Origin of the sequence: Domibacillus sp. DTU_2020_1001157_1_SI_ALB_TIR_016, from assembly GCF_032341995.1 — a bacterium.
Classification (GTDB): domain Bacteria; phylum Bacillota; class Bacilli; order Bacillales; family Domibacillaceae; genus Domibacillus; species Domibacillus indicus_A.
This window is the reverse complement of the sequence record NZ_CP135439.1, coordinates 1,973,315-1,994,873: the sequence shown is the minus strand read 5'-3', so window position 1 is coordinate 1,994,873 and position 21,559 is coordinate 1,973,315. Positions and strand designations below refer to the sequence as shown.

General features: G+C 40.9%; 19 protein-coding genes and 3 pseudogenes. 15 read left to right on the top strand and 7 right to left on the bottom strand.

The annotated features are described in order from the left end of the window. Positions 1-3: 3 nt before the first annotated feature. Positions 4-789, top strand: coding sequence for an ABC transporter permease (locus RRU94_RS18080; protein ID WP_242233039.1), 786 nt, complete (start codon positions 4-6; stop codon positions 787-789). Between the two features lie 33 nt (positions 790-822). On the opposite strand, the gene RRU94_RS18075 is transcribed toward RRU94_RS18080, so the two are convergent. Next, on the bottom strand, positions 823-1,584 hold the full coding sequence (locus tag RRU94_RS18075) for an SDR family NAD(P)-dependent oxidoreductase (protein WP_315692227.1): 762 nt from the start codon (positions 1,582-1,584) through the stop codon (positions 823-825). A 165-nt stretch (positions 1,585-1,749) separates the two neighbouring features. Here RRU94_RS18075 and RRU94_RS18070 point away from each other — a divergent pair, with 165 nt between their 5' ends. Then, positions 1,750-2,997, top strand: a complete 1,248-nt coding sequence (locus tag RRU94_RS18070) for a GGDEF domain-containing protein (protein ID WP_315692226.1) — start codon at positions 1,750-1,752, stop codon at positions 2,995-2,997. Between the two features lie 204 nt (positions 2,998-3,201). On the opposite strand, the gene lexA is transcribed toward RRU94_RS18070, so the two are convergent. Next, on the bottom strand, positions 3,202-3,819 hold the full coding sequence (lexA, locus tag RRU94_RS18065) for a transcriptional repressor LexA (protein WP_242233037.1): 618 nt from the start codon (positions 3,817-3,819) through the stop codon (positions 3,202-3,204). A 153-nt stretch (positions 3,820-3,972) separates the two neighbouring features. On the opposite strand from lexA, the gene RRU94_RS18060 reads away from it, so the two are divergent. The 8 genes from RRU94_RS18060 to RRU94_RS18025 all read left to right on the top strand — a co-directional run bounded on the left by RRU94_RS18060 (position 3,973) and on the right by RRU94_RS18025 (position 13,112). Next, positions 3,973-4,284 (top strand): cell division suppressor protein YneA, encoded by a 312-nt coding sequence (locus RRU94_RS18060; RefSeq protein WP_251273549.1) that lies wholly within the window; start codon positions 3,973-3,975, stop codon positions 4,282-4,284. 5 nt (positions 4,285-4,289) lie between these two features. Continuing rightward, the gene (locus RRU94_RS18055) at positions 4,290-4,943 is read left to right on the top strand and encodes a YneB family resolvase-like protein (RefSeq protein WP_315696037.1); all 654 of its coding nucleotides are present in this window, start codon (positions 4,290-4,292) and stop codon (positions 4,941-4,943) included. A 77-nt stretch (positions 4,944-5,020) separates the two neighbouring features. Further along, positions 5,021-5,254 carry a DUF896 domain-containing protein gene (locus tag RRU94_RS18050; RefSeq protein ID WP_315692223.1) on the top strand — a complete coding sequence of 78 codons (234 nt, stop codon included), beginning with the start codon at positions 5,021-5,023 and terminating at the stop codon, positions 5,252-5,254. Positions 5,255-5,373: 119 nt separating this feature from the next. Further along, a complete protein-coding gene (tkt, locus tag RRU94_RS18045) occupies positions 5,374-7,377 on the top strand; it encodes a transketolase (RefSeq protein ID WP_315692222.1) in 2,004 nt (667 codons plus the stop codon). Positions 7,378-7,510: 133 nt separating this feature from the next. Continuing rightward, entirely contained in the window at positions 7,511-7,726 is a 216-nt protein-coding gene (locus RRU94_RS18040) for a YneF family protein (protein ID WP_315692220.1), read from the top strand. 172 nt (positions 7,727-7,898) lie between these two features. Next, positions 7,899-8,810 carry a tyrosine-type recombinase/integrase gene (locus tag RRU94_RS18035; protein ID WP_315692219.1) on the top strand — a complete coding sequence of 304 codons (912 nt, stop codon included), beginning with the start codon at positions 7,899-7,901 and terminating at the stop codon, positions 8,808-8,810. Positions 8,811-9,616: 806 nt separating this feature from the next. Next, complete coding sequence (locus RRU94_RS18030) at positions 9,617-11,017, top strand: GDSL-type esterase/lipase family protein (protein WP_315692218.1); 1,401 nt, start codon at positions 9,617-9,619, stop codon at positions 11,015-11,017. A gap of 529 nt (positions 11,018-11,546) precedes the next feature. Further along, positions 11,547-13,112 carry an ABC-F family ATP-binding cassette domain-containing protein gene (locus RRU94_RS18025; protein WP_315692217.1) on the top strand — a complete coding sequence of 522 codons (1,566 nt, stop codon included), beginning with the start codon at positions 11,547-11,549 and terminating at the stop codon, positions 13,110-13,112. Positions 13,113-13,366: 254 nt separating this feature from the next. On the opposite strand, the gene RRU94_RS18020 is transcribed toward RRU94_RS18025, so the two are convergent. The 3 genes and pseudogenes from RRU94_RS18020 to RRU94_RS18010 form a co-directional block, all read right to left on the bottom strand. Next, positions 13,367-13,900 carry a hypothetical protein gene (locus tag RRU94_RS18020; protein ID WP_315692216.1) on the bottom strand — a complete coding sequence of 178 codons (534 nt, stop codon included), beginning with the start codon at positions 13,898-13,900 and terminating at the stop codon, positions 13,367-13,369. Between the two features lie 505 nt (positions 13,901-14,405). Beyond that, positions 14,406-15,623 carry an IS110 family RNA-guided transposase gene (locus RRU94_RS18015; RefSeq protein ID WP_315692215.1) on the bottom strand — a complete coding sequence of 406 codons (1,218 nt, stop codon included), beginning with the start codon at positions 15,621-15,623 and terminating at the stop codon, positions 14,406-14,408. A gap of 244 nt (positions 15,624-15,867) precedes the next feature. Next, positions 15,868-16,153, bottom strand: a pseudogene (locus tag RRU94_RS18010) (transposase); the annotation flags it as partial. A gap of 1,679 nt (positions 16,154-17,832) precedes the next feature. Here RRU94_RS18010 and RRU94_RS18005 point away from each other — a divergent pair. Further along, positions 17,833-18,162, top strand: a complete 330-nt coding sequence (locus RRU94_RS18005) for an IDEAL domain-containing protein (RefSeq protein ID WP_315692214.1) — start codon at positions 17,833-17,835, stop codon at positions 18,160-18,162. Between the two features lie 515 nt (positions 18,163-18,677). Here RRU94_RS18005 and RRU94_RS18000 read toward each other — a convergent pair. Next, positions 18,678-18,851: a Spo0E family sporulation regulatory protein-aspartic acid phosphatase gene (locus RRU94_RS18000; RefSeq protein WP_315692212.1), complete on the bottom strand. Its 174-nt coding sequence runs from the start codon at positions 18,849-18,851 to the stop codon at positions 18,678-18,680. A gap of 246 nt (positions 18,852-19,097) precedes the next feature. Here RRU94_RS18000 and RRU94_RS17995 point away from each other — a divergent pair. The 3 genes and pseudogenes from RRU94_RS17995 to RRU94_RS17985 all read left to right on the top strand — a co-directional run. Next, positions 19,098-19,400, top strand: a pseudogene (locus RRU94_RS17995) (IS3 family transposase); the annotation flags it as partial. Positions 19,401-19,536: 136 nt separating this feature from the next. Beyond that, positions 19,537-19,920, top strand: a complete 384-nt coding sequence (locus RRU94_RS17990; protein ID WP_315692211.1) for a hypothetical protein — start codon at positions 19,537-19,539, stop codon at positions 19,918-19,920. A gap of 309 nt (positions 19,921-20,229) precedes the next feature. Next, on the top strand, positions 20,230-20,418 hold the full coding sequence (locus RRU94_RS17985; RefSeq protein WP_050183970.1) for a holin: 189 nt from the start codon (positions 20,230-20,232) through the stop codon (positions 20,416-20,418). 245 nt (positions 20,419-20,663) lie between these two features. Here the strand turns inward: RRU94_RS17985 and RRU94_RS17980 are convergent. Continuing rightward, positions 20,664-20,920, bottom strand: a pseudogene (locus RRU94_RS17980) (RNA-guided endonuclease InsQ/TnpB family protein); the annotation flags it as partial. A 272-nt stretch (positions 20,921-21,192) separates the two neighbouring features. Between RRU94_RS17980 and RRU94_RS17975 the strand changes: the two are divergent. Then, positions 21,193-21,510, top strand: coding sequence for a hypothetical protein (locus tag RRU94_RS17975; RefSeq protein ID WP_315692210.1), 318 nt, complete (start codon positions 21,193-21,195; stop codon positions 21,508-21,510). Positions 21,511-21,559: the final 49 nt, after the last annotated feature.

The following is a 21,559-nucleotide window of genomic DNA, read 5'->3' as shown; positions in this document are numbered from 1 at the left end:
AGAATGAAATATATAGGGCTCTTTTTTCAATATGCCGCCCAATACATGAAAACGCGGCTTACCTACCGGACAGATATGATTGTTGAAATTGGATCAGATTTAATGTCCCAGGCAGTTAATTTTATTTTTATTTTGCTTGTTTTCGGCCATACAACAATGATTAGCGGCTGGAGCCGGGATGAAATTATTTTTATTTACGGCTTTTTCCTTGTGCCTTTTGCGATATTCGGTGCTTTCTTTAATATTTGGGATTTTAATGATCGATATATCGTAAAAGGAGAAATGGATCGTATTTTAACCCGCCCGATTCACAGTCTTTTTCAAATTGTGCTCGAGCGGATGGAGCTTGAATCGCTGTTTGGCGTCATCACCGGAACCGCTGTTATGATTTATGCGGGAAGCCGGCTTGACTTGTCATTTGCCTGGTACGATCCTTTTGTGATGGTCCTGCTTGTACTTGGCGGAACGCTCGTGTACGCATCTATTTTTGTTTTGATCGCCAGTATCAGTTTTTGGTCGGACAGCCCGACGAGTATTATGCCGATGATGTACAATATTGGGAATTATGGCCGTTATCCGGTCAATATTTATAACAATATTATCCGGTTCGTTCTCACCTGGATTTTGCCGTTTGCATTTGTAGGTGTATACCCGGCCGCTTATTTTTTAGGGCGGGAAGAATGGTACACGTATGCATTTTTAACACCGGTTATCGGCCTAGTGTTCTTTCTGTTTTCTATTTTTATGTGGAATGTAGGAGTGACAAAATACCGGGGAGCCGGAAACTAAAAAACGCCAGCCGTTATCGGGCTGGCGTTTTCTTTATCCTTGTGTAATAGACTTGGCCACTTTGGCAGTGGTACTCCGCGGCAGAAACTTGGCTGCAAAAGCGCCGGCTTTGTTTTTGCTGCCTGTAATGACTACTCGTTTATTTTTCAAAAGACCTTCCACACCTTCTCTGGCCACCTGTGCAGCGGACATAGGCTGGCTGAACATCTTCGTTTCTTCCACGCTTGCCACTGTCCCGAAGTTTGTTTTTGTCGGGCCTGGACAAAGCGCAGTTACCGTAATGTTGGTGGTGCTTAATTCCTCGGCGAGTGCTTCTGAAAAAGACAAAACAAATGCTTTTGTTGCAAAATAAACAGCCATCAGCGGTCCAGGCTGAAATGCCGCTGTGCTGGCTACGTTTAGTATGCGGCCGGAATTTCGTTCGCGCATGCCCGGCAAAAAACAGTGGGTAAGTTCGGTAAGTGTAATCACGTTCAGCTGCATCATTTCTGTCTGCTTTTCTAAACTGAGCTCGTCAAAAGGACCAAACAGGCCAAATCCAGCGTTATTAATGAGTACATCAGTATGAATGCCGGATCGATGCACTTCATCCGCTACTTCCTTAGCGGCTCCCGGCCGGCCGAGATCTTTTACGATCAATTTCATTTCTGTATCTGGGTATGCATCGGCGAAAGCCTCCAGCTTTTCCCGGCTGCGGGCTACAAGAACAAGATTATATTCACCCTCCGCAAATATTTTGGCAAATTCCAGCCCCAGGCCGCCTGAGGCGCCTGTGATCAAAGCTGTTTTATTCATTCTCTTCAGCTCCTTTTCTCTGCTACTTTAACAATAAGAGAAGAAAAGGCATTTTGCAAAAACAAGCCTGTCTCTTTTTTCATTTTGATAAATGAAAGAGAATTTTGTACAATGAATATCATTGGGAATAGGAAAAAAGAACGATATAAAGAAAAGAGAATGCTTATGACATTGTTGCGTCTTCCTGCAGGAATGCCCGCGGAAGAGAAAAAAAAGCTGGAACATAAACTGTTTAAAGAAAACATGCAGCGGACAAAGCTGTTCGCCAAACTGGTCATTTTTTTCGAAATGCTTTTGATTGTGTTTAATCTTTCAACTGCTGTGTCAGAGGGAAGAGACATTTTTTCATTTGACTTTTATTTAACCATGTATCTTGTGCTGACTGGTTTAAGTATCGCGCACTTAACTATGGTCCGGTTCTTTGAAAAAGGTGACAGTGCCGATTCAACCCACACTCGCTGGTACCGAAAAGGGATGCTGGCTGTCGTTATTCTTTTTCTTACATGGGGAGGCGTTGTGACACTTGAAGACCAGCGGCATTACGGCCATGTGATGGCATTTGCCGTGAATGTTATGTGTGTGTCGATTTTATTTCATGCCACAAATCGGGCGATGCTCTGGATCTACAGCCTGCCTGTTTTGGTTGTATATGGCGGCCTGCCTTTTTTTCAGTCATCTGCCGATGTTTTAGCCGGCCATTATATTAATTTAACGGTCTTTTTATTTTTTTGCTGGCTTACTTCACGAATGCTTTATGCCCATTACTATAAAGATTTTTATCAAAACTGGCTGCTGCATAACGCAAATAAAGATTTAGAAGAGCAAATCCAAAAAAATATCGAGATGAATGTTCAGCTCGAAGAAGCCAATAAACAGCTGCAGGCGCTTATGCTGACAGATGAACTGACAGGCATTCCAAATCGGAGAGGCTTCAGGGATCGTTTAATAGAAGAACAAAAACGTTCAGCCGGAACGCGCCCTGTTGCTTTTATGATGATTGATATTGACTGCTTTAAGCAATACAACGATTTTTATGGCCATATGAAAGGAGATGTCGTAATCCGGTCCGCTGCCCAAACCATTCATCAGCATGTTCCTCCTCACGCTGGCTTTGCAGCGCGCTATGGAGGTGAAGAATTTGTCGTTGTGTTGTTTGATCAAACAGAAGAATGGGTGAGAGGGCTGGGCAATACGATTTGCCGCAAGGTTCGAGAACTGCGAATCGAGCATGTTCGTTCAACGGCTGCCGATTGGGTAACGATCAGCATGGGCATTCAAACAGGGCATGTTGAGGAAGGGATAGACAGCCTGCTGGCTCTGGCAGATGATGCGCTGTATCAGGCAAAAGAAAATGGGCGGAATCAGGTGGCCATAAATAAAAATAAAGTTGACATATTACCCAATAGCGTGTAATATAGTTTATGCGATGAGCTCGTTTGCGTAAGACGATCAAGCATTCCTTTATAGGAGCATGTTGTGGAGCATGGCTTGAACGCCGCAAATTTTCGAGAAACACCCTGTTTTCGAACAGGGTGTTTTTATATACCAAAAAATCCCCTAAAATTTTTTAGGGGATTTTTTCATGCCGCGCATTTTTGTTACATAGGATGAACAAGCTTAATGAACTTGGCGATATACACCAATGACTTTTCCTAGAACGGTCACATTCGGCAGTAAAATAGGCTCCATTGAAGAGTTTTCCGGCTGCAGGCGAATATGGTCAGCTTCTTTGTAAAAACGCTTCACGGTTGCTTCGTCGTCTTCAGTCATAGCCACAACAATATCACCGTTTTTCGCCGTTTGCTGCTGTCTGACCACTACATAGTCGCCGTCTAAAATACCAGCTTCACGCATACTTTCACCCACGATTTCCAGCATAAATACCTGCTCATCCGGTGGAGCAAGACGTTCCGGGAGAGGAAAGTACTCTTCTACATTTTCGATCGCTGTGATAGGAAGACCAGCCGTTACTTTTCCGACAACTGGTACATTAACAGGGTGCTGTTTAGGCACTGAGCTGTCTGTATCTAAAATCTCGATTGCACGAGGCTTTGTCGGGTCCCGCCGAATATAATTTTTTGCTTCAAGGCGGGCAAGGTGTCCGTGAACCGTTGAACTTGATGCGAGTCCAACAGCTTCTCCAATTTCACGAACAGATGGCGGATAGCCCTTTTGACGAACCTCATCTTTAATGAAATCAAGAATATCCTGCTGGCGTTTTGATAACTTAGTCAATGTTTGCACCTCACTTAGGAAATATTTACGTATAGTATAACATGTGTTCTGAATTTTCACAAACGTAAGTTCGAATTACCGCTTGACTGAAACAATCGTTCGCCTTAGAATGGATTATATCACGAACGAGTATTCGAGGAAAGGGTGTTCTTAGTGGGAAAAGCAAAAAACTATTCATTTATGTTATTATTAGCGGTGATGATGGCCTCAGCGGCGTTATACTTTAGCTTTTCAGGATCCGGTGAACCCAATTATCAAGCGATAAAAGTAGCAAAGGGAGACTCACTTTGGAGCTTAGCAGAAGATTATAAAAACCTACATAACATGGACCAAATCGAGTTTATAAAATGGGTTCAGGATAAAAACGATTTAATTACAACAAAAATAGTGCCAGGAGAAGAGTTAACGATTCCAGTCCCAGCGGATGAAAAGAACAGCGGGCTTCAACTGGCAGACGGGAAATGATCATGATGAAGAAAGCGGCTATTTACTGCCGGGTGAGCACAGAAAAAGAAGCACAGGAAACATCCCTGGAACGTCAGGAGGAAGAACTTCTGACGCTTGCGCATGAAAAGGGATTCGAAGCGGTTAGCGTGATCCGGGACCGGGCAAGCGGATACGAGCTGAACCGGCCGGGTATGCTTGATCTGCTTGACCTTGTAAAACAGGAAGAAATTGATGCGGTACTCATTCAGGATGAAACAAGAATTGGACGGGGCAATGCGAAAATCGCACTGATTCACTGTTTGTGGAAAGAAGGTGTCTCGGTTTTAAGCATCGCTGATGATGGCGAGCTGCAATTGTCCGAGTCGGATTCAATGGTTCTTCAAATTGTCAGTATGGTGGAAGAGTACCAGCGTAAAATCCATAATTTAAAAATTAAACGCGGCATGAAGCGGGCAGTTCAAAAAGGATACCGTCCCGAGAAAAATTTGAAAAACAGGGGCAACGAAATGGGACGTGTCCGGAAGGAAGTGCCGCTTTCTGAAATTGTCCGCCTTCGTGAAAACGGACTTACATATGAAGAAATTGCGGCAACACTCCGAGGATTCGGCTATGAAATTTCCCGTGCGACTGTCCATCGCCGTTATATGGAGCATGCAGAGAGCCAGGCTGTTGACTAATAAGCTTTTTTCTTGTCAACCCTTCTGCATTTCTGTACGATAACGGTATTGGAAGTATCGGAAAGGAGCGGGAAACGATGTTATCATCTGACAAGATTGCACGTATAAATGAACTGGCCCAAAAAGCAAAAAGAACGGCGTTGACAGACGAAGAGCTGCAGGAACAAACTGCGCTTCGGCAGGAATATTTACGTGTTTTCCGTACGTCAATGCGGGACACAGTCGAACACGTCCGGGTGTTTGATCCAAACGGCGATGAAGTAACACCGAAAAAAGTGCGAGATATTCAAAAACGCAGAAAAATGAATTAATGGAAAAAAGAGACAGTGAGAGCTGTCTCTTTTTTCACATTGTTCTGTGTTTTTGTTGTATATTGTGGCAAAGACATTTAATATATAAGGGTAAATCCCCTTTTGAAAGGATGAATCTGATGTTTGATAAAACAGATCAGCTTGCGGTCACAACGATCCGTACGCTGTCAATCGACGCAATTGAAAAAGCAAATTCCGGCCACCCGGGTTTGCCAATGGGTGCAGCGCCAATGGCGTACGCGCTTTGGACAAAAGTAATGAATCACAATCCGAAAAATCCAGAATGGTTCAACCGGGATCGGTTCGTACTTTCAGCAGGTCACGGTTCCATGTTGTTATACAGCTTGCTTCATCTTGCGGGCTACGGTCTTTCGCTTGATGAAATCAAAAATTTCCGTCAATGGGGAAGTAAAACTCCAGGACACCCTGAATACAAACATACACCTGGTGTAGAAGCGACAACTGGGCCGCTTGGACAGGGTATTGCGATGGCAGTAGGTATGGCAATGGCTGAACGCCACCTGGCATCTGTGTACAACAAAGAGGGACATGAAGTGATTGGCCACCATACATATGCGCTATGTGGTGATGGTGACTTAATGGAAGGTGTAGCATCAGAAGCAGCATCACTTGCGGCGCACTTGAAGTTAAGCCGTCTTGTTGTTCTTTATGATTCGAATGATATTTCACTGGATGGAGACCTTAATAAGTCATTCTCTGAAAGTGTGGAAGGCCGCTTTAAAGCATACGGCTGGAACTACATTCGCGTTGAGGACGGCAATGATCTTGAAGCTGTTACAAAAGCGCTTGAATCAGCGAAACAAAACGAGAACGCGCCAACCATGATTGAAGTAAAAACAGTGATCGGCTATGGTTCTCCAAACAAATCCGGTAAATCAGCTTCTCACGGTGCACCGCTTGGTGAAGATGAAATGAAGCTGACGAAAGAATACTACAAGTGGACATTTGAAGAAGATTTCTATGTTCCTGATGAAGTAAAAGAGCGTTTTGAGCAGGAAGCTGTTCAGCGTGGTGCCCATGCGCAAGCTGAGTGGGACAAATTATTTGCTTCATATAAAGAAAGTTATCCCGAATTGGCAGCACAGCTTGAAAAAGCGATCAACGGCGAGCTGCCAGAAGGCTGGGAAGATGCTCTTCCTGTTTATGAAGAAGGAACATCAAACGCAACGCGTAACACATCTGGTGAAGCGTTAAATGCGATTGCTCAAGCTGTGCCGACATTTATCGGCGGTTCTGCCGACCTGGCTGGATCAAACAAAACAACGATCAAAAACACAGCCGACTTTTTGCCAGGCAGCTATGAAGGCCGCAACATCTGGTTTGGTGTCCGCGAATTTGCGATGGGTGCTGCGATGAACGGAATGGCCCTTCACGGCGGTCTGCAAGTGTTTGGCGGAACATTCTTCGTATTCTCTGACTACCTGCGTCCAGCAATTCGTCTTGCAGCGCTGATGGGTCTTCCTGTCACATACGTGTTTACACATGACAGTATCGCAGTCGGTGAAGACGGTCCTACACATGAGCCGGTCGAACATCTTTCTTCATTCCGCAGCATGCCAAACCTGTCTGTGATTCGTCCAGCAGACGGCAATGAAACAGCAGCAGCTTGGAAGCTGGCGCTTCAAAGCAAATCAACACCAACAGCTCTTGTGTTGACCCGTCAAAATCTTTCAGTTCTTCCGGGTTCAAAAGAGCAGGCGCATGAAGGTGTCCAAAAAGGTGCTTACACGGTCGTAAAAGCTGAAAAAACACCAGATGTTCTTCTTTTGGCAACTGGCTCAGAAGTCGGTCTTGCTGTAGAAGCACAAAAAGTCCTTCAAGGCGAAGGTATTCACGCGAATGTTATCAGCATGCCGTCGTTTGACCGTTTTGAACAGCAGGATGCTGCGTACAAAGAATCTGTTATTCCGAAATCAGTGAAAAAACGTCTTGCCATTGAAGTTGGTTCTTCATTTGGCTGGCACAAATACACAGGCGATGAAGGAGACATTTTGGCAATCGATCAATTTGGCGCTTCTGGACCTGGTGATCTTGTGATGAAAGAATTCGGCTTTACAGTGGAAAACGTTGTGGCCCGCGTAAAAGCTCTTTTAGAAAAATAAATAAAAAAGCTGTCCGGAACCTCGGTTCCGGACTTTTTTTGTCACGGTTCTGCAAAAATTTACAGCCTCTAGTTGTATAATGGGCGCTGGTTTAGTACACTTTGAATAGATAACTTGAAGGAGGAACACGTTTATGTTTGGGTATGTGCTTACGGCTGTCCTGGCGCTTGCTGCTGGTGTAGCCCTCGGATTTTTCATCGCACGCCGTTACATGATGGATTACTTAAAGAAAAATCCACCGATTAACGAACAAATGCTGCGTATGATGATGATGCAAATGGGTATGAAACCATCACAAAAGAAAATCAACCAAATGATGGCACAAATGAACAAGCAGCAGGATAAATAAATCCTTGCTGGATAAGGGTTCAAGTCACTTTCAACATCCTTATTTTGAAATTGAAGATACAGGAAATATGAATTTTCTCTTTCAAAACTGAGTGTTGTTTGGTTAATTTTTCATAAAAACAAGAAAACCGCCTTTTTCTATTGAAAAATTCAGTAGAGGAAGGTGGTTTTTTGTGTTTATAGAGGATGCGTTAAAAGAGTATGACTTCCATTGCGTTGCTAAAGGATACACAAATAAAACGATGATAAACAAACGGCAAGAGTATAAACAGGTGCTTTTGTTTCTGAAAACAAAGCGTGGTATTGACCAACTAGAAAGTGTTCATACAGATGATTTGAGGGCGTATATACGCTACAAACAACAGAGGGGACTAACACCCCAATCAATTCAGTCAATGGCTAAAATGATAATTGCTTTCTTTAACTGGTGTGTGAATGAAGAATATTTAAAAGAAAGTCCAATGAAGAAAGTGGAACTGCCGAAAGTGTCTAAAAAGGTTTTAGAGGGGTTTAATGAGCATGAGGTTTACAAGATGATAAATGCGTTTGATTATTCTTCTTACCATGAAGTAAGGAACAAAGCCATTATTGCCATGCTTGCAGATTGCGGACTTAGAGCAATGGAAATCAGGACATTACCCTTCAAGAACGTAATGGAAACAACGATTTTGGTTCATGGAAAAGGAAATAAAGAACGTACCGCCTTTATTAGTCCGGCATTGAAGAAAATCCTCATCAAATACGAACGAATGAGAAAGGAATATGTAGAAAACAAACTGTTGAAAGAAGACATGTATTTCCTTTCGTATCATTTACAAGGGTTATCTCATCTCTCACTAGACAACATTGTGAAGGAAGCAGGCAAGAGGGCGGGCGTGAATAAAAAGAGGATAAGCCCGCACATGTTCCGTCATTATTTTGCTCTGACTACGTTACTGAATGGGTGCGATATTTACTCTTTATCACGGCTTTTAGGCCATGCCAATATCCAGACAACCCAAACGTATTTGCAGTCGCTTACAGACGAAAAACTAGGCGAACAAGCAAAGATAAACAGTCCCTTGATGAACATGAACAAAAAATGACCATAAAAAAGAAGGGCAGGTGTTGGTAGCACCTTACCCTTCCGAATGTCATTTAGTCACAAACCAATACAACTAAATAGTGAAATACCGTGTCCTTATATTATCAAAAAAATTCTGGTGATACAAGGTTTCTTAAGTAATGTCTTTTTTAGGTACCGGAATTTCCGTGTGGGATGCCGATAAACACACGTTAATAAACATCGTCAGGTAATGACCCTGCCAACGCAATTAAGAGGGGATAGGATACAGACGGACTTTCCTTGTTTAGTCCAGTATCCCAATGGAGAGGGCTGCCACTAAGTGCTGATCGAAGGAAGGATAGGAGTAAATGTACTCGCAAGCCAATTCACATACCACTGTTCAGGGCTATCTGAAAACAGTAGAATTGGTGGGAAGAATATTCCCCGACAAACAAGGGCTATACAATACGGATTCCATAGACCGATATACAATAGTGTCGTTGCCCATTGTCATTTGATTATTTTTTATTCATTTGACAGTAGGCAACAACTCTGCTGCCAAGCCGTTGTCCATGACGCTCAACCAATAGTGAAGGGCGCAAGGCACAAAGTCAAATGCAATGTTAAAATAGAAGAAGATTTCTTTTTGTGTTATGTGGAAAATTCAAAGGTTAAAAAAGAATTATAAATAGTTTAAGAGGTGTCTTAATTAGGCATCTCTTTTTTGTTTTATCAATTTGAATGCAACAGTAAGGGATTTCTAAAATTTTCAAGAAATCAAAGTTCTTCTTGGTTTATTTGATATAATTGAAACCTAGGAAATTACATAAGAGGAGATTGAAACCAATGAAAAAGCCTTACAAAGTATTAGCAACTGCATTACTTGCAGGAACGACGTTTGCCTCAACGATTACACCGGTATTTGCGGAAGATCCTTCAGATTTAGTAGACCCAGCCACTGACTCAGTAAAAGAGCCAGTATCAGATGAATTGCCACCAATAGATACAGGGAGAGGGGTTACAAGATTTACAGATGTACCCCCTAAAACAGAACTGGCTTATGCTGTACAGTTTCTTGACGAGAACGGGATTGCAAAAGGCTACACAAAAGGCTACCAGACAGTGTTTGGAGTAAACGATCCAATTAAACGTGTGGATTTTGCTGTGATTCTTGGTACATATATGGCGATTGACACGAATGTTCCAAAGGCAGGATTCAGAGACCTTCCAACTCGTGCAGTGGGCATTGTATCAGCACTTAAAGCGAGGGGAATCACCAGTGGTAAGACTGCTACATCATTCGGAGCGGCAGATAACATCACTCGTGGTGAAGTGGTAGTCATGTTATACAATGCCTTCAAGGATTACTTCGATGATTCTACGACATTCAAGAATCCATTTACAGATGCTACGGATCGTTATGCAGAACCTGTTCGTGTATTGCATGGAGCTGGAATCATCAAAGGTATCAATAGCACTAAGTTTGGAACGAACGACAAAATTACTCGTGGTCAATTTGCCATGTTAATGTATCGAATTTTTGAGCAGGAGCGAAAGCTGAGAAATGAAGAGAAGTCTGGCTTCGTTGCATTTGGCGACAGCAATACATCTGGTTCATACTTTGAAAGCCAGTATAAAACATACATTAACAAGAAGTGGACAGATCAAGTAGCAACTGTCTATGGAAATGGAATGGATTACACTTTTTATAACAAAGGGAATAGCGGAGATGAAACAGAAGAAGGGCTTCTTCGCTTCAAAGAGGATGTTCTTGATGCAAAGCCAGAATACGTAACAATCATGTTTGGTATTAACGATGCTTTGCTGAAGCCTAATGGTGAGCCACAGGTGAGCAAAGAGGAGTTTAAACAGAACCTTACCTATATGCTTGAACAACTCAGCGTAAGAGGTATTAAAGTTGTCTTAATGACTAATACACCAGTCGTTGACAAGACTTACTATGACCTAGAGTTGAAAAATGGTAGAACTGTTGCGCCTTTATATGCAAACAAAGGTGGCTTACGCAGCTGGATTAACAGCTACAATGATGTTATTCGTAAAGTTGCCGAAGATCGCTATGTTCCGCTTGTAGATGTAAACAATATCTTAGTCGCTAAAGCAGGCGGTGCGACTGACACAGCCCTAATCAAGAGTGGATTACTGGATGATGTAACAGGTATTCACATGACACCAAAAGCAAATGACATTGTTGCTGAAGCTGTTAAACAAGCACTTTCAAAGCAATAATTAGAGGCAAGAGTAACAGGGATATCAGCTGCTGATTGAAGTGGCAAAGAATCACCCATCCTGCTTAAGAGTGAATGCTTTTGGATGGGGATTTTTTAATACCCAATCTCTTGGAGGCAAAAAGCGCTTTGCCGCCGCCCATGTTAATTTCTATCTACTCTGCTCTCTCTATCCCCGCTCTTCTATAACAGTAAAAAATAGGACACTATGTGGAATCAATGGCTAAGATGATTACGGCTTTTTTTAATTGGTACATTAATAAGGGTATTAAAATGAAGATCCAATACGGAAAATGGAGCTGCCAAAAGTAACGAAGAAAATAATGGAAGAGTTCAGCGCTGATGAAGTTTTCGGTATGATTTAGGTGTTTGGTTACTTTTTTTACCAAAACAAAAGGCGAGAAATAAAACTATTATTGCTATGCTGGCTTAGGGCAATGAAGATCAGAACACTCCCTTGTTTAAATGTACGATGATATGGTATTATTAAAGTTTAATAGAAATTTTGAAGCGAAATGAGGAAACGATAATTGAGCATCCTAACCGTAACAGATTTAAGTCATGATTTTGGCGATCGCGTTATTTTTCAAAACGTATCTTTTCGTTTGTTAAAAGGGGAACATATTGGGTTAGTTGGCGCTAATGGCGAAGGCAAATCGACGTTTATGAATATTATTACCGGACAAATTCAGGCGGATGATGGAAAAATTGAATGGTCCAAAAATCAGCGGGTCGGTTATCTTGACCAGCATGCCGTTTTAGAAAAAGGAAAAACGATTCGTAATGTCCTGAAAACAGCTTTTCAATATTTATTTGACATGGAAGCAACTATTAATCATATTTACGGCCAAATGGCCGATGTAAGTCCAGAAGAAATGGAAAAAATGCTTGATGAAGTTGGAACGCTTCAAGATACACTGACAACCAATGATTTTTACACCATTGATGCAAAAGTGGAAGAAGTCGCGAGAGGACTCGGCTTAGATGGGATAGGGCTTGAAAAAGATGTATATGATTTAAGCGGAGGGCAGCGGACAAAAGTTCTTCTGGCTAAGCTTCTTCTTGAAAAACCTGATATTTTACTCCTCGATGAGCCAACCAACTATTTGGACGAAGTGCATATTGAATGGTTAAAACGCTATTTGTTAGACTATGAAAATGCGTTCCTTCTAATCTCCCATGATATTCCTTTTTTAAACAGCGTTGTGAATATTATTTATCATTTGGAAAACAAAGAATTAACCCGCTATGTCGGAGATTACCATAACTTTTTAAAAGTTTATGAAGCAAAAAAACTTCAAGTAGAGGCAGCCGCTAAAAAGCAGCAACAGGAAATCGCCAACTTAAAAGATTTTGTAGCGAGAAACAAAGCACGTGCTTCAACAAGCAGCCTGGCGATGTCCCGGCAAAAAAAGCTGGATAAAATGGATATTATTGAAGTGGCAGGAGACCGGCCGAAGCCTGATTTCCGTTTTAAAGAAGCAAGAACATCTGGAAAGCTAATTTTCCAAACGGAAAAGTTAGTGATCGGCTACGATAACCCACTTTCCAAGCCGCTTGACCTTTCGATGGACCGTGGCCAAAAAATTGCTTTGGTCGGGGCAAACGGAATCGGAAAAACCACTTTGTTAAAAAGCATACTCGGTGAAATCAACCCTCTTTCCGGAAGCGTAGAGCGGGGAGACTATCAGTATATCGGTTATTTTGAGCAAGAAGTAAAAAAAGAAAACAATAACACATGCATTGAAGAAGTGCTGAATGAATTTCCGAGTTTAACGCAAGGCGAAGTCCGGGCGGCATTAGCAAGATGCGGATTAACAAGAAAACACATTGAAAGTAAAATATCCGTACTGAGCGGCGGCGAAAAAGCAAAAGTGCGGCTTTGTAAACTGATGAACCGGGAAAGCAATGTTCTCGTTTTTGACGAACCGACCAACCATTTGGATGTTGATGCCAAAAATGAATTAAAGCGGGCGCTTAAAGAGTACAAAGGAAGCATCCTCTTGATTTCCCATGAGCCTGAGTTTTATCAGGACATCGCTACAGACATTTGGAATGTGGAATCCTGGACAACAAAACAAATGCAAAATACGTAACAGCAGTACAGCTTTCTTTATTACAAAAGGCCAGATCAGCTTCTATACTGATCCGGTCTTTTTTAAAGTAAACTCCTTGCTCTGCTCGCCTCAAATGAAATTGCTATACCCAGTTTCATAGAATTTACTTAAAAGATACAAACTTAAACCTGGCCATTTTACCGACGTCAAAAAAAGTTGTTACAAGGTCCGACAATCAAATAGGAGAAGTCGCGTCAATAGCTGCTCAATTTATTGTGTGAACCGCTGATCCATCAGTGGATAGCATCAGTGCGATAAACAGGATAGCTTTTACCCGTATAGTAGATTGTACCGGTCTGTAACATTCCAAAACGTTGGGCCACGCGAACGCCATTGTCAGAAATAAAGATGCCGCCAATTTCCATTATGTTCATTCCCCTTTTTTGTAAACTCTTTAAATAGAGGGGGATGTCATTCAATAAGCATTTGGAGAATTGCGAACGATTTGTGTCTTCAGTATCGACCATTACAGTTGTCCAATACAAGTATATGTCTTTTGGTTCTTTGTAATCTACTATATAATCAGCAAGTTCTTTTTCATCCAATGTACCGTGCAGAACTTTTTCATAGACGTCCTTTTCTAAAGGTAAAAATGCATAGTGTCCTTTTAAAACACCGTTCGTTTCAAGGACTCGAATCACTTCCCCATTACGAGCCAAAACCTTCCTTATAATTTCTTCAGGGATATGCCACTGCTCTGGATAGAGACGATACTCCAGTTGGAGCACCTCCCGAATGTCTGAATTCAATCCTTTTCTAACTTTCATATATCCTCCAAATTTATAATAATATGGCATGTTATCGCTACCATGGATTTTAAAGACTTGTTAATAAAAAGTACAGTATAAATAAAAGGTTAAGAATAGCGGAATAAAGGTCGAAGATGTGTTGTCTCCAATGTATTATAAGTTTCTAACATCTATAACATATAAAGAGAATAGGGATTTGAGTCAATCAGTTGGAGACAAAAAGAATAGGGATTATGCTGCCTTTTGAGTTTGACTAGCGAAAGCTTTGGGAGTCAGCTTTTAGTAAGATGGGTGGGAATTTTAACTGAGGTAGGGATGGAATGGATTTTCAACACTAAATCAGACAGCTTTCTTACGCTTAGTCAACAGCTTTTTTTATTTTGATGGGTGTTTTTGTCTCAAAAGCGGGCGTGTATGAATTGGCAAATACGGGTTGATGGTCACTCTGGTCATGCCAAATAAACCGAGTAAGGCTGTAATTTTTTTACTAGGTTCGTCTAGGTATGCTACTATATAGGTAAAGTTATGACGTGGTGGCTGACCGGTAGTCATAGCTTCTATTGTGGGCGATAAGGAAGAAGAGATTCTTCAACAGCTTATTCACACAAGCGATAGACGCGACTTTATGACACTTGTTATAAGGTTGCGTTTTTAATTTGTCATAGTAGTCGACTATATGATTCTTTCCGAAACGCCGTTGTTTGATCATGTTCTGGATAATGAGGAATAGCAGCTTTCGCAAGTGCTTGTTTCCGCGTTTATTGATTTTGTCCCTGTAAAGTGTCTTCCCTGATTGAAAGCGCCGGATATCAATGCCCGCAAAAGCATTAAGCTGTTTATGATTATCGAACCGATGAATATCTCCGATTTCTGCCATAAGACGCACCGCTGTATTAGGACCAATCCCAGGAAAGCTAAGAATGATTCGGTACTCTTCGCGACTTTCAGCCAACGGAATCATTCTTTTTATACACTGTTCCTTCTCGTAAAGTAGTTCCTGGTACCGCTTCGCGTAGGACCTGAGCTGTTCACATAAGACATCCGTCGAAGAGACCGATGGATAAGATTGTTTAGCTGCTTCAAGCAGTTCAAGGGCTTTTCTTTCCGCAATTACTGGCGATATATTTTTATTTGTGTTGTTGCGAACCTTATTCTTAATCACCGTTTTTGAAAGGCCTTGGATAAGTTCCGGATGGGGAAACAGCTGGACCATATTTAAAAACAGTTCCGATTTACTAGTGAAAATTTTCTCTAGTTCTGGGAATGTTAATTGAATAACTTTATGCATACGGCTGCGAATAACGGATAACTCATCGTCCAGTTCACTATAATATCTGGAGAGCGATTTTAACTGGTGGAGAAGCTCATCTGAACCTTCCTTTTTCCTTCTATCTGTCGTAAAGTGGGTAAGCGCTAACCGATGTGCATCACTCTTATCCGTTTTATGAATCCGCAAGGAATCACATTGTAATTTCGCTTCCAAGGGGTTCAAAAGACAGTAAGTATAATAATTCTCATTCATAAAACGCTCTAGTGGCCTGGAATAAACACCGGTTGCTTCAAATACGATCTCGGGCTGTTCTCCATAACCTTCGGTTAATTCGTCAATCTTTTTCTTTAACTCCTCAAACTCTGTCCGAAAATGGTTGATTTCTCCTTCGAACATACAATGTTTTAATTCATTATAAATAACCATGTAACTTTTCCCCATACTGACATCAAATGCGATTACGTGCTTCATACTTATCCTCCTAACTTTGCATGGAAGTCTTCACCTTACACTTATTGATTCCCATTTCTTATACACGATCTCGAAGGATCCAACATACTCAAACCTGATTCAAATAAGGTAAGTGAAGTAGGTCAGTTTTTTAATCGGATTCATGATCCCAAGCTGTCTCCGGCCTACTCTTCACTTCCACTATATAAAAAATAGTAGTGTAAACCAATGCCTTGGCTACACTACTAATCTTAGTATGTTTTTTAAGGGACGATCGTTTGTATTCAATCGGGCTTACATAGCCTAGTGTTCCATGAATTCGCACTTTGTTAAACCAGTTAATATAATCACTAAATTCAAGTGTAAGATGCTCCAGGCTATCCAACTTCATTTGGCTGATAAATTCTGTTTTGATGATTTTAAATGTGGCTTCCGCCACGGCATTATCATATGGACAGCCCTTCATGCTAAAGAGCGGCTAATCTGGAAGGCGGCTAATGGCTCATCGATTAGCGATTTTTAAACTCGCTGCCACGGTCGGTATGAAACATCGCGCTTTAATAAAATTGTCTCCTTCTTTCACTGGAACTTTGATGATTATCTTTTAAATAATTATGGTCGGATCTTGATAATAACAAGGGCTTTCTTGATATGAATAATAGTGAACCAATAAAGCCGACCAACAAAAGCAGGGACAAAATCCGTCCGAAAAGTTTAATTGGTACCATACGTGCACACCTCCTTTTTTATTCGAATTGTTGAATTGTAGTATAACGGATGCGAAAAAAATTAAATATTAGTTTGTTAGTTTATTTTACATAAAAAAGTGTAGCTAAAGGCTTGGTAACCTTGATAAAAAGCAAAGAATAGTACAAAGAGGTTATCTTTCAGAAAGAGGAAAACGAGCCGGAGGGAGTTGCTTGATTAATACGGGAGGGGCTTTTCCTCTTTCAGGTTACTGCAAACAGCTTAGTCTCTTTTCTCCCAATAGTAGCTGAAAGTGATAACAGTTGAAAAAAGGAGGAACATAAAAATCCATAAAAACAAGGGATAGCTCATAGTATCAGCTCCTTGCAAGTATTTGGGTATTCTTATGTCTGGCTAAGCGAAAACTTCAAACTAGCAGATTGATTGATAGATAAAATAGTTCGTCTAAATTAAATAGAAGGCGTGGCAGCTTTATTAAAGATTGAAGAGTGGATAAGAAGTGACAGTAGCGAAAATAAAAAATACGTGAAGTGCTTTAAGAAAGTTGTTGATTGAATTATTCATTTACCCAGTAAAAAGAAAATGAATCACTATTTTCTATCTTTAGGTAAAAGAAAAAGTTTGAGTGAAGGGGTGGGAGCCTTGATAAGAATAAGAGTGTTCGAAGGGATTATTACACAAAATGAGTAAGATGAGCAGAACGGCGCTGTTTAATCACTATGGTCAGCTTCCCCTCCTTAATAGTAGAACAGTAAGGTGAAACAAAGGAATTTCATTTTTTCCCTTTGCTTTTGTTATTAGTGGCGAATATTGGATAAAGGTACCTGAAAAAATAGTAATCCATAAAATGATACCCATTTTATTAGCTCCTAACTTTAGTTAAATAAATATATATGTCGGAGAATGATAAAAAATTCTTTAAAGGTAAACACTGAAAAAATCGAAGTCAAAAGCGAAGAAGTTTGATGTGCAGTACGGCCAAAAAATTGAATAAAAGGGGTGGCAGTCTTGAGATTTTTCAGAGAGATTAGGTTATTTTTGATGTTGAAGGTAAGCCAACTTCCCAGGATTTCTGACTTCGAAGAAAGCTTCTATAACAGGGGATCGGGCAGGAAGCAGTGGTAATAAAATATAAAAAGGGGAGTGGAGGCGGAAGCGTTGACCTTAAGTTTAAAGAAATAGGAGTGAAAATTTGAAAGGTGAAACAGTAGAAACTTGAGGGGCATTGCTAGATGAAAGAAGTAACTATTCCAACCAAGAATAATTACTTCAAAAATTCCTAAATATGGGCAAAAAGGTATCTGGGTAAATTTAGTATGTGTAGCAGTAATAAAGAAAGTGAAATACAACTTGCTGAATAGTGAACTTTCATATATTATTCACGTCCCACTTTTTTCAGGTAAGACAGATATAATAGAGTCCAAAAATTTTGCGTGTATTGTAGGAGAATCCATGAGTTTATCGCCTTTTTCCTCCCTAATATAGCTCGTATTTTTGCTTATTAAAAAAGGGGGAAACAGCCTTGGAGATCGGAGAGTGGAAAAAAGCCAAAATTGGGGAGGTTACAGTCATCGGATACGTCAGTCGAATTGATTATTACGAAAGTCAAATTGAGATAGCGATAGTGGGCAGAATCAAAAACGGCATAATGAAATGGGGAACGCCAACAAGGTTGCTATTTAGGGAGCATCGTCTAGAACCCCTTGGCACACTGCTGGATGATATTCAGGATAAAACAGCACTCATTGATCTAGCACTTATGACAAAGGACAGGAAATGGTTTGAAGAATTGACGGGAGGATTAAAAAACGGCATACCAAGGAGTAGTAAGAGTGCAACAATGGACACCTGAGAAAGTAAAACTTATTGTGATAAAAAGTTCGGATCAAAGCGTCCGACACATGTAAAGAAGGCAGAGGAGGAAGATGCTCTTCGTTTTTCTAAAAATGATGAACGCAAAAGAAATGATTTGTGTCTGACAAGGCCAAATAAGCAGCAATACGAGAGGTATCTGAAACAAGGTCTTACGGAAGAGAACATTATTAATCAGTATCCTCAGCTGACAATTGTATGGTTACAGGAGGGAAGAAGCGGTGGGGATTTGCATAAAAAAGACAGCCAGGTTGAGGTCTGGCTGTAGACAAGGTTACGAGTTATAGGAGTTGGGGCTGGGTTATAACAATATCATTATGTTCCGTAAGATGAAATTTTATCCGAAAAATAAAAAGCCAAGGAGCTTACCAGGCTCCAAGGCCAAAATAGGAGCAGCAAGAACGCTAATTAGAGGGGATCTCCTTAATACATTGATATTAGTTATTTTCCACGTTTGAAGAAAAATATGAAAAAAAGCCGAAGAGCCCCCTCGGTTTAAGAAGAACATCTATTTTGAAATTGATATTGAAGAATCAGCTCATCTAATTGTTCACTGTAATATAATGTTTCTTGGCTGCCAAGGCCATATATCTTAGCATTTAAAATCATTAGTCGATGAAGTTTGTTAATTTGAACAGCTAACATCAAGCTAGATTGATTGTTTATCATACTGTATCCCCTGACTCATTTTTTATTAAAAACAGAACGGAAAGAGCATAAAATAATTCAGCAATGATAACAATACATTCGACAAACGTTCTAAAAATATGCTTTTTTAAGCCAAATAAAAAGCCGAGAAAAGTCCCTGGCTCTTTAAAGGGACTGACCCCATAGAGTGAGACAAATAAAAACACCTTTAAGTTGAAAAATGGGTATGTAAGTATCTAAAAAGCCAACTTGGAGGTGTTTTTCTTTATGGGGACGAGAGTAAGTTATCCGGCAGAAATAAAAATGAAAGCTGTACAGATGAGACTAGCTGGAGTGGCTGTTAAAGAAGTGATGAAAGAATTAAATATTCGAAAATATACACAGCTTAAAACATGGATGAAATGGTACAAAGCAAGTGAACTTCATCGGTTTGAACAGCCGGTGGGTAAGCAGTATTTCTTTGGAAAAGGGCCTGAATATAAAAGTGAAACAGAGAAATTACAGAGAGAAAGTTGGTATCTAAAACAGCAGATTGAAGTCTTAAAAAAGTACGGAGAATTGGAGAGGGAGTGGTGTAAACATAGAAAAGTCCGTTCGGAGCGATTTTGGCAGGTTTCTATCAATTATTTAAAAAATCCTTGAAAATAGTTGATCCAATTAAGCTGCTTGCCTTCTTTGCCATAGTATAAGGAGAGGAGGTAGATAAATGGTTAATTTTTTTGAAGAAATTAATATCTCGTTGGAGATTTCTAACCCTTATAATGACGAATCCATTACTTTTAGCGGAAGAGTATTGAATTGGTTTATGGAAAGATCGAATCCCGAAGGACTAAAACAACTCTGTTTCTACCAAGCGGTACACGGTGAAGGTACTGGAGATCTGGGAAATAACTATGATTTTGCGGGGGTTATCAGTGAGATTATAAATCTAAACCATCGAGAAAAAGAGGTAGCCGAGGTTGTAGCAATGAACAAGGTGATTTCTAAAGACCCTGCACCAGGTTTCACATTAGTAATTAACAATAAAATAACTATTAATCCAGATGAAGATATAACTATGGATACTAACTTTTATTCTGAGTATTGGTGATACACAAAAAAAGCCCGGCGACTTGTTTCTGCAAAATTCGGTCGCTCTGCAGTCGTTAGAGCGATCAATCGGCTCAGAGTTTATAGAGCACGCAAACAAGTCGCATTATTACGTGGAATTAACAGCAAAAGCAGAGTAATTCACCTGCGCGGTTGAAAGGCGGTTGTATGAAAAATAACAAACGTAAACAGTCCTAGCCTCAGCACCAGGTGAATATCTTGTAATAGACCGGCATGTCCAGCTCAAACACAGCATCGGAAGTGGGATATGTTCAGCCGGAATCCGAAAGTACGGAAGGAGGGCTGGGGCATGAAACAACGTTGGAAGAGCTATGGATTGTGGATCGCAGTTGCGGCGCTTGTCGGTATGGTGCTGCAGGATTTTGGTGTAGTGATCCCATCGGAAAGGTACGATGCTTACGTAGATATCTTACTTACGATCGCAGTACTGGCGGGCATCATCAACAACCCATCAGGAATCAATGAAGAAAAGAAATAGCGAGCGGCCTCCGGGCGGCTCATTTTTATTTTATACGGAAAGGGTGGCGATAAAATGAACGATGAAATCGGGAAATTAAAGGCGCTGTCCGGTGCTGTTGATAATGTCGTAAAAACCATAGGCAGCAAGGGACTTACATCATCTCTACATGCGTTTTTTATACGGTTCGGGCGGGAACTCGACCTACAGGTTACAGGTATAAAAGAATTATTTTGCCATAATGAACCCTGTCTGAGCCAGTCCGGCTTTTCAATGTTTAAGGCGGCATTATGGTCGCGGTCCAGCACAAGACCGCAATTCGGGCAGGTATGCATTCGGACGGAAGAGATTTTTTTACCCTTTTTCCACATTCCGAACAGTCCTGGCTTGTGAAATGCGGCTTCCATTTGACCAGCTGGCCGCCATTGAGCTCGCACTTATACGCCAGAAACTGGCGGAACATTTCCCATCCTGTATCATGAATCGATTTGGACACTTTCCGGTTTCTCACCAAGGTCTGCAAAGGCTGGAAAAGGTAATGTGAAGGCTTTTAAGCTTAAGTGTAGGAATAGCAAGGGTAATACAACACAATCAGCTTGCGGCTTTAATGACGATAAGTTATTTGAATCAGATCTTAGCAGACCGGAGACTCTATCATCATTACACTAACTTTTAACGCATTAACTCATACAGTTCGTGCTGTATTATTGGCGGGTCAAGCCAGTTAAGGGAGGATAAAACAATGCTTACATTTGAAATTGAGCAGTTTGAACAAGTAAAGGCGGAAGTTGCTGCATGATTCGAGTTGCCTTTTTGCTGAATGTTGTCCGGCCAGTATATATCGCGGATTTTAAAGAAGATGGCACTTTGGTCCGGAATCTTGATGGAGAAATTCTAGATCCTGGGCTTTCTGAAGAAGAGCTGGAGGTAACATTTGAAGATAAAACCGTCATTTTAGCCATTAAGCATTTTGAGAAGGAAAAAGAATTGTGGACTGAAAGGGCTCGACTGGCAAAAGAGCACCGGGTTTATAAAAGCCGCATTCAACTTCTTTTCCTCGATCCGAATAAAAAGCCTGTTTTACCGCCAGAGGAGGAAGTGGACCAAGAATAGTAACAAACTGCTACAAACAAAGTAAATTAAAGTTTTGCGTAAATTGCGC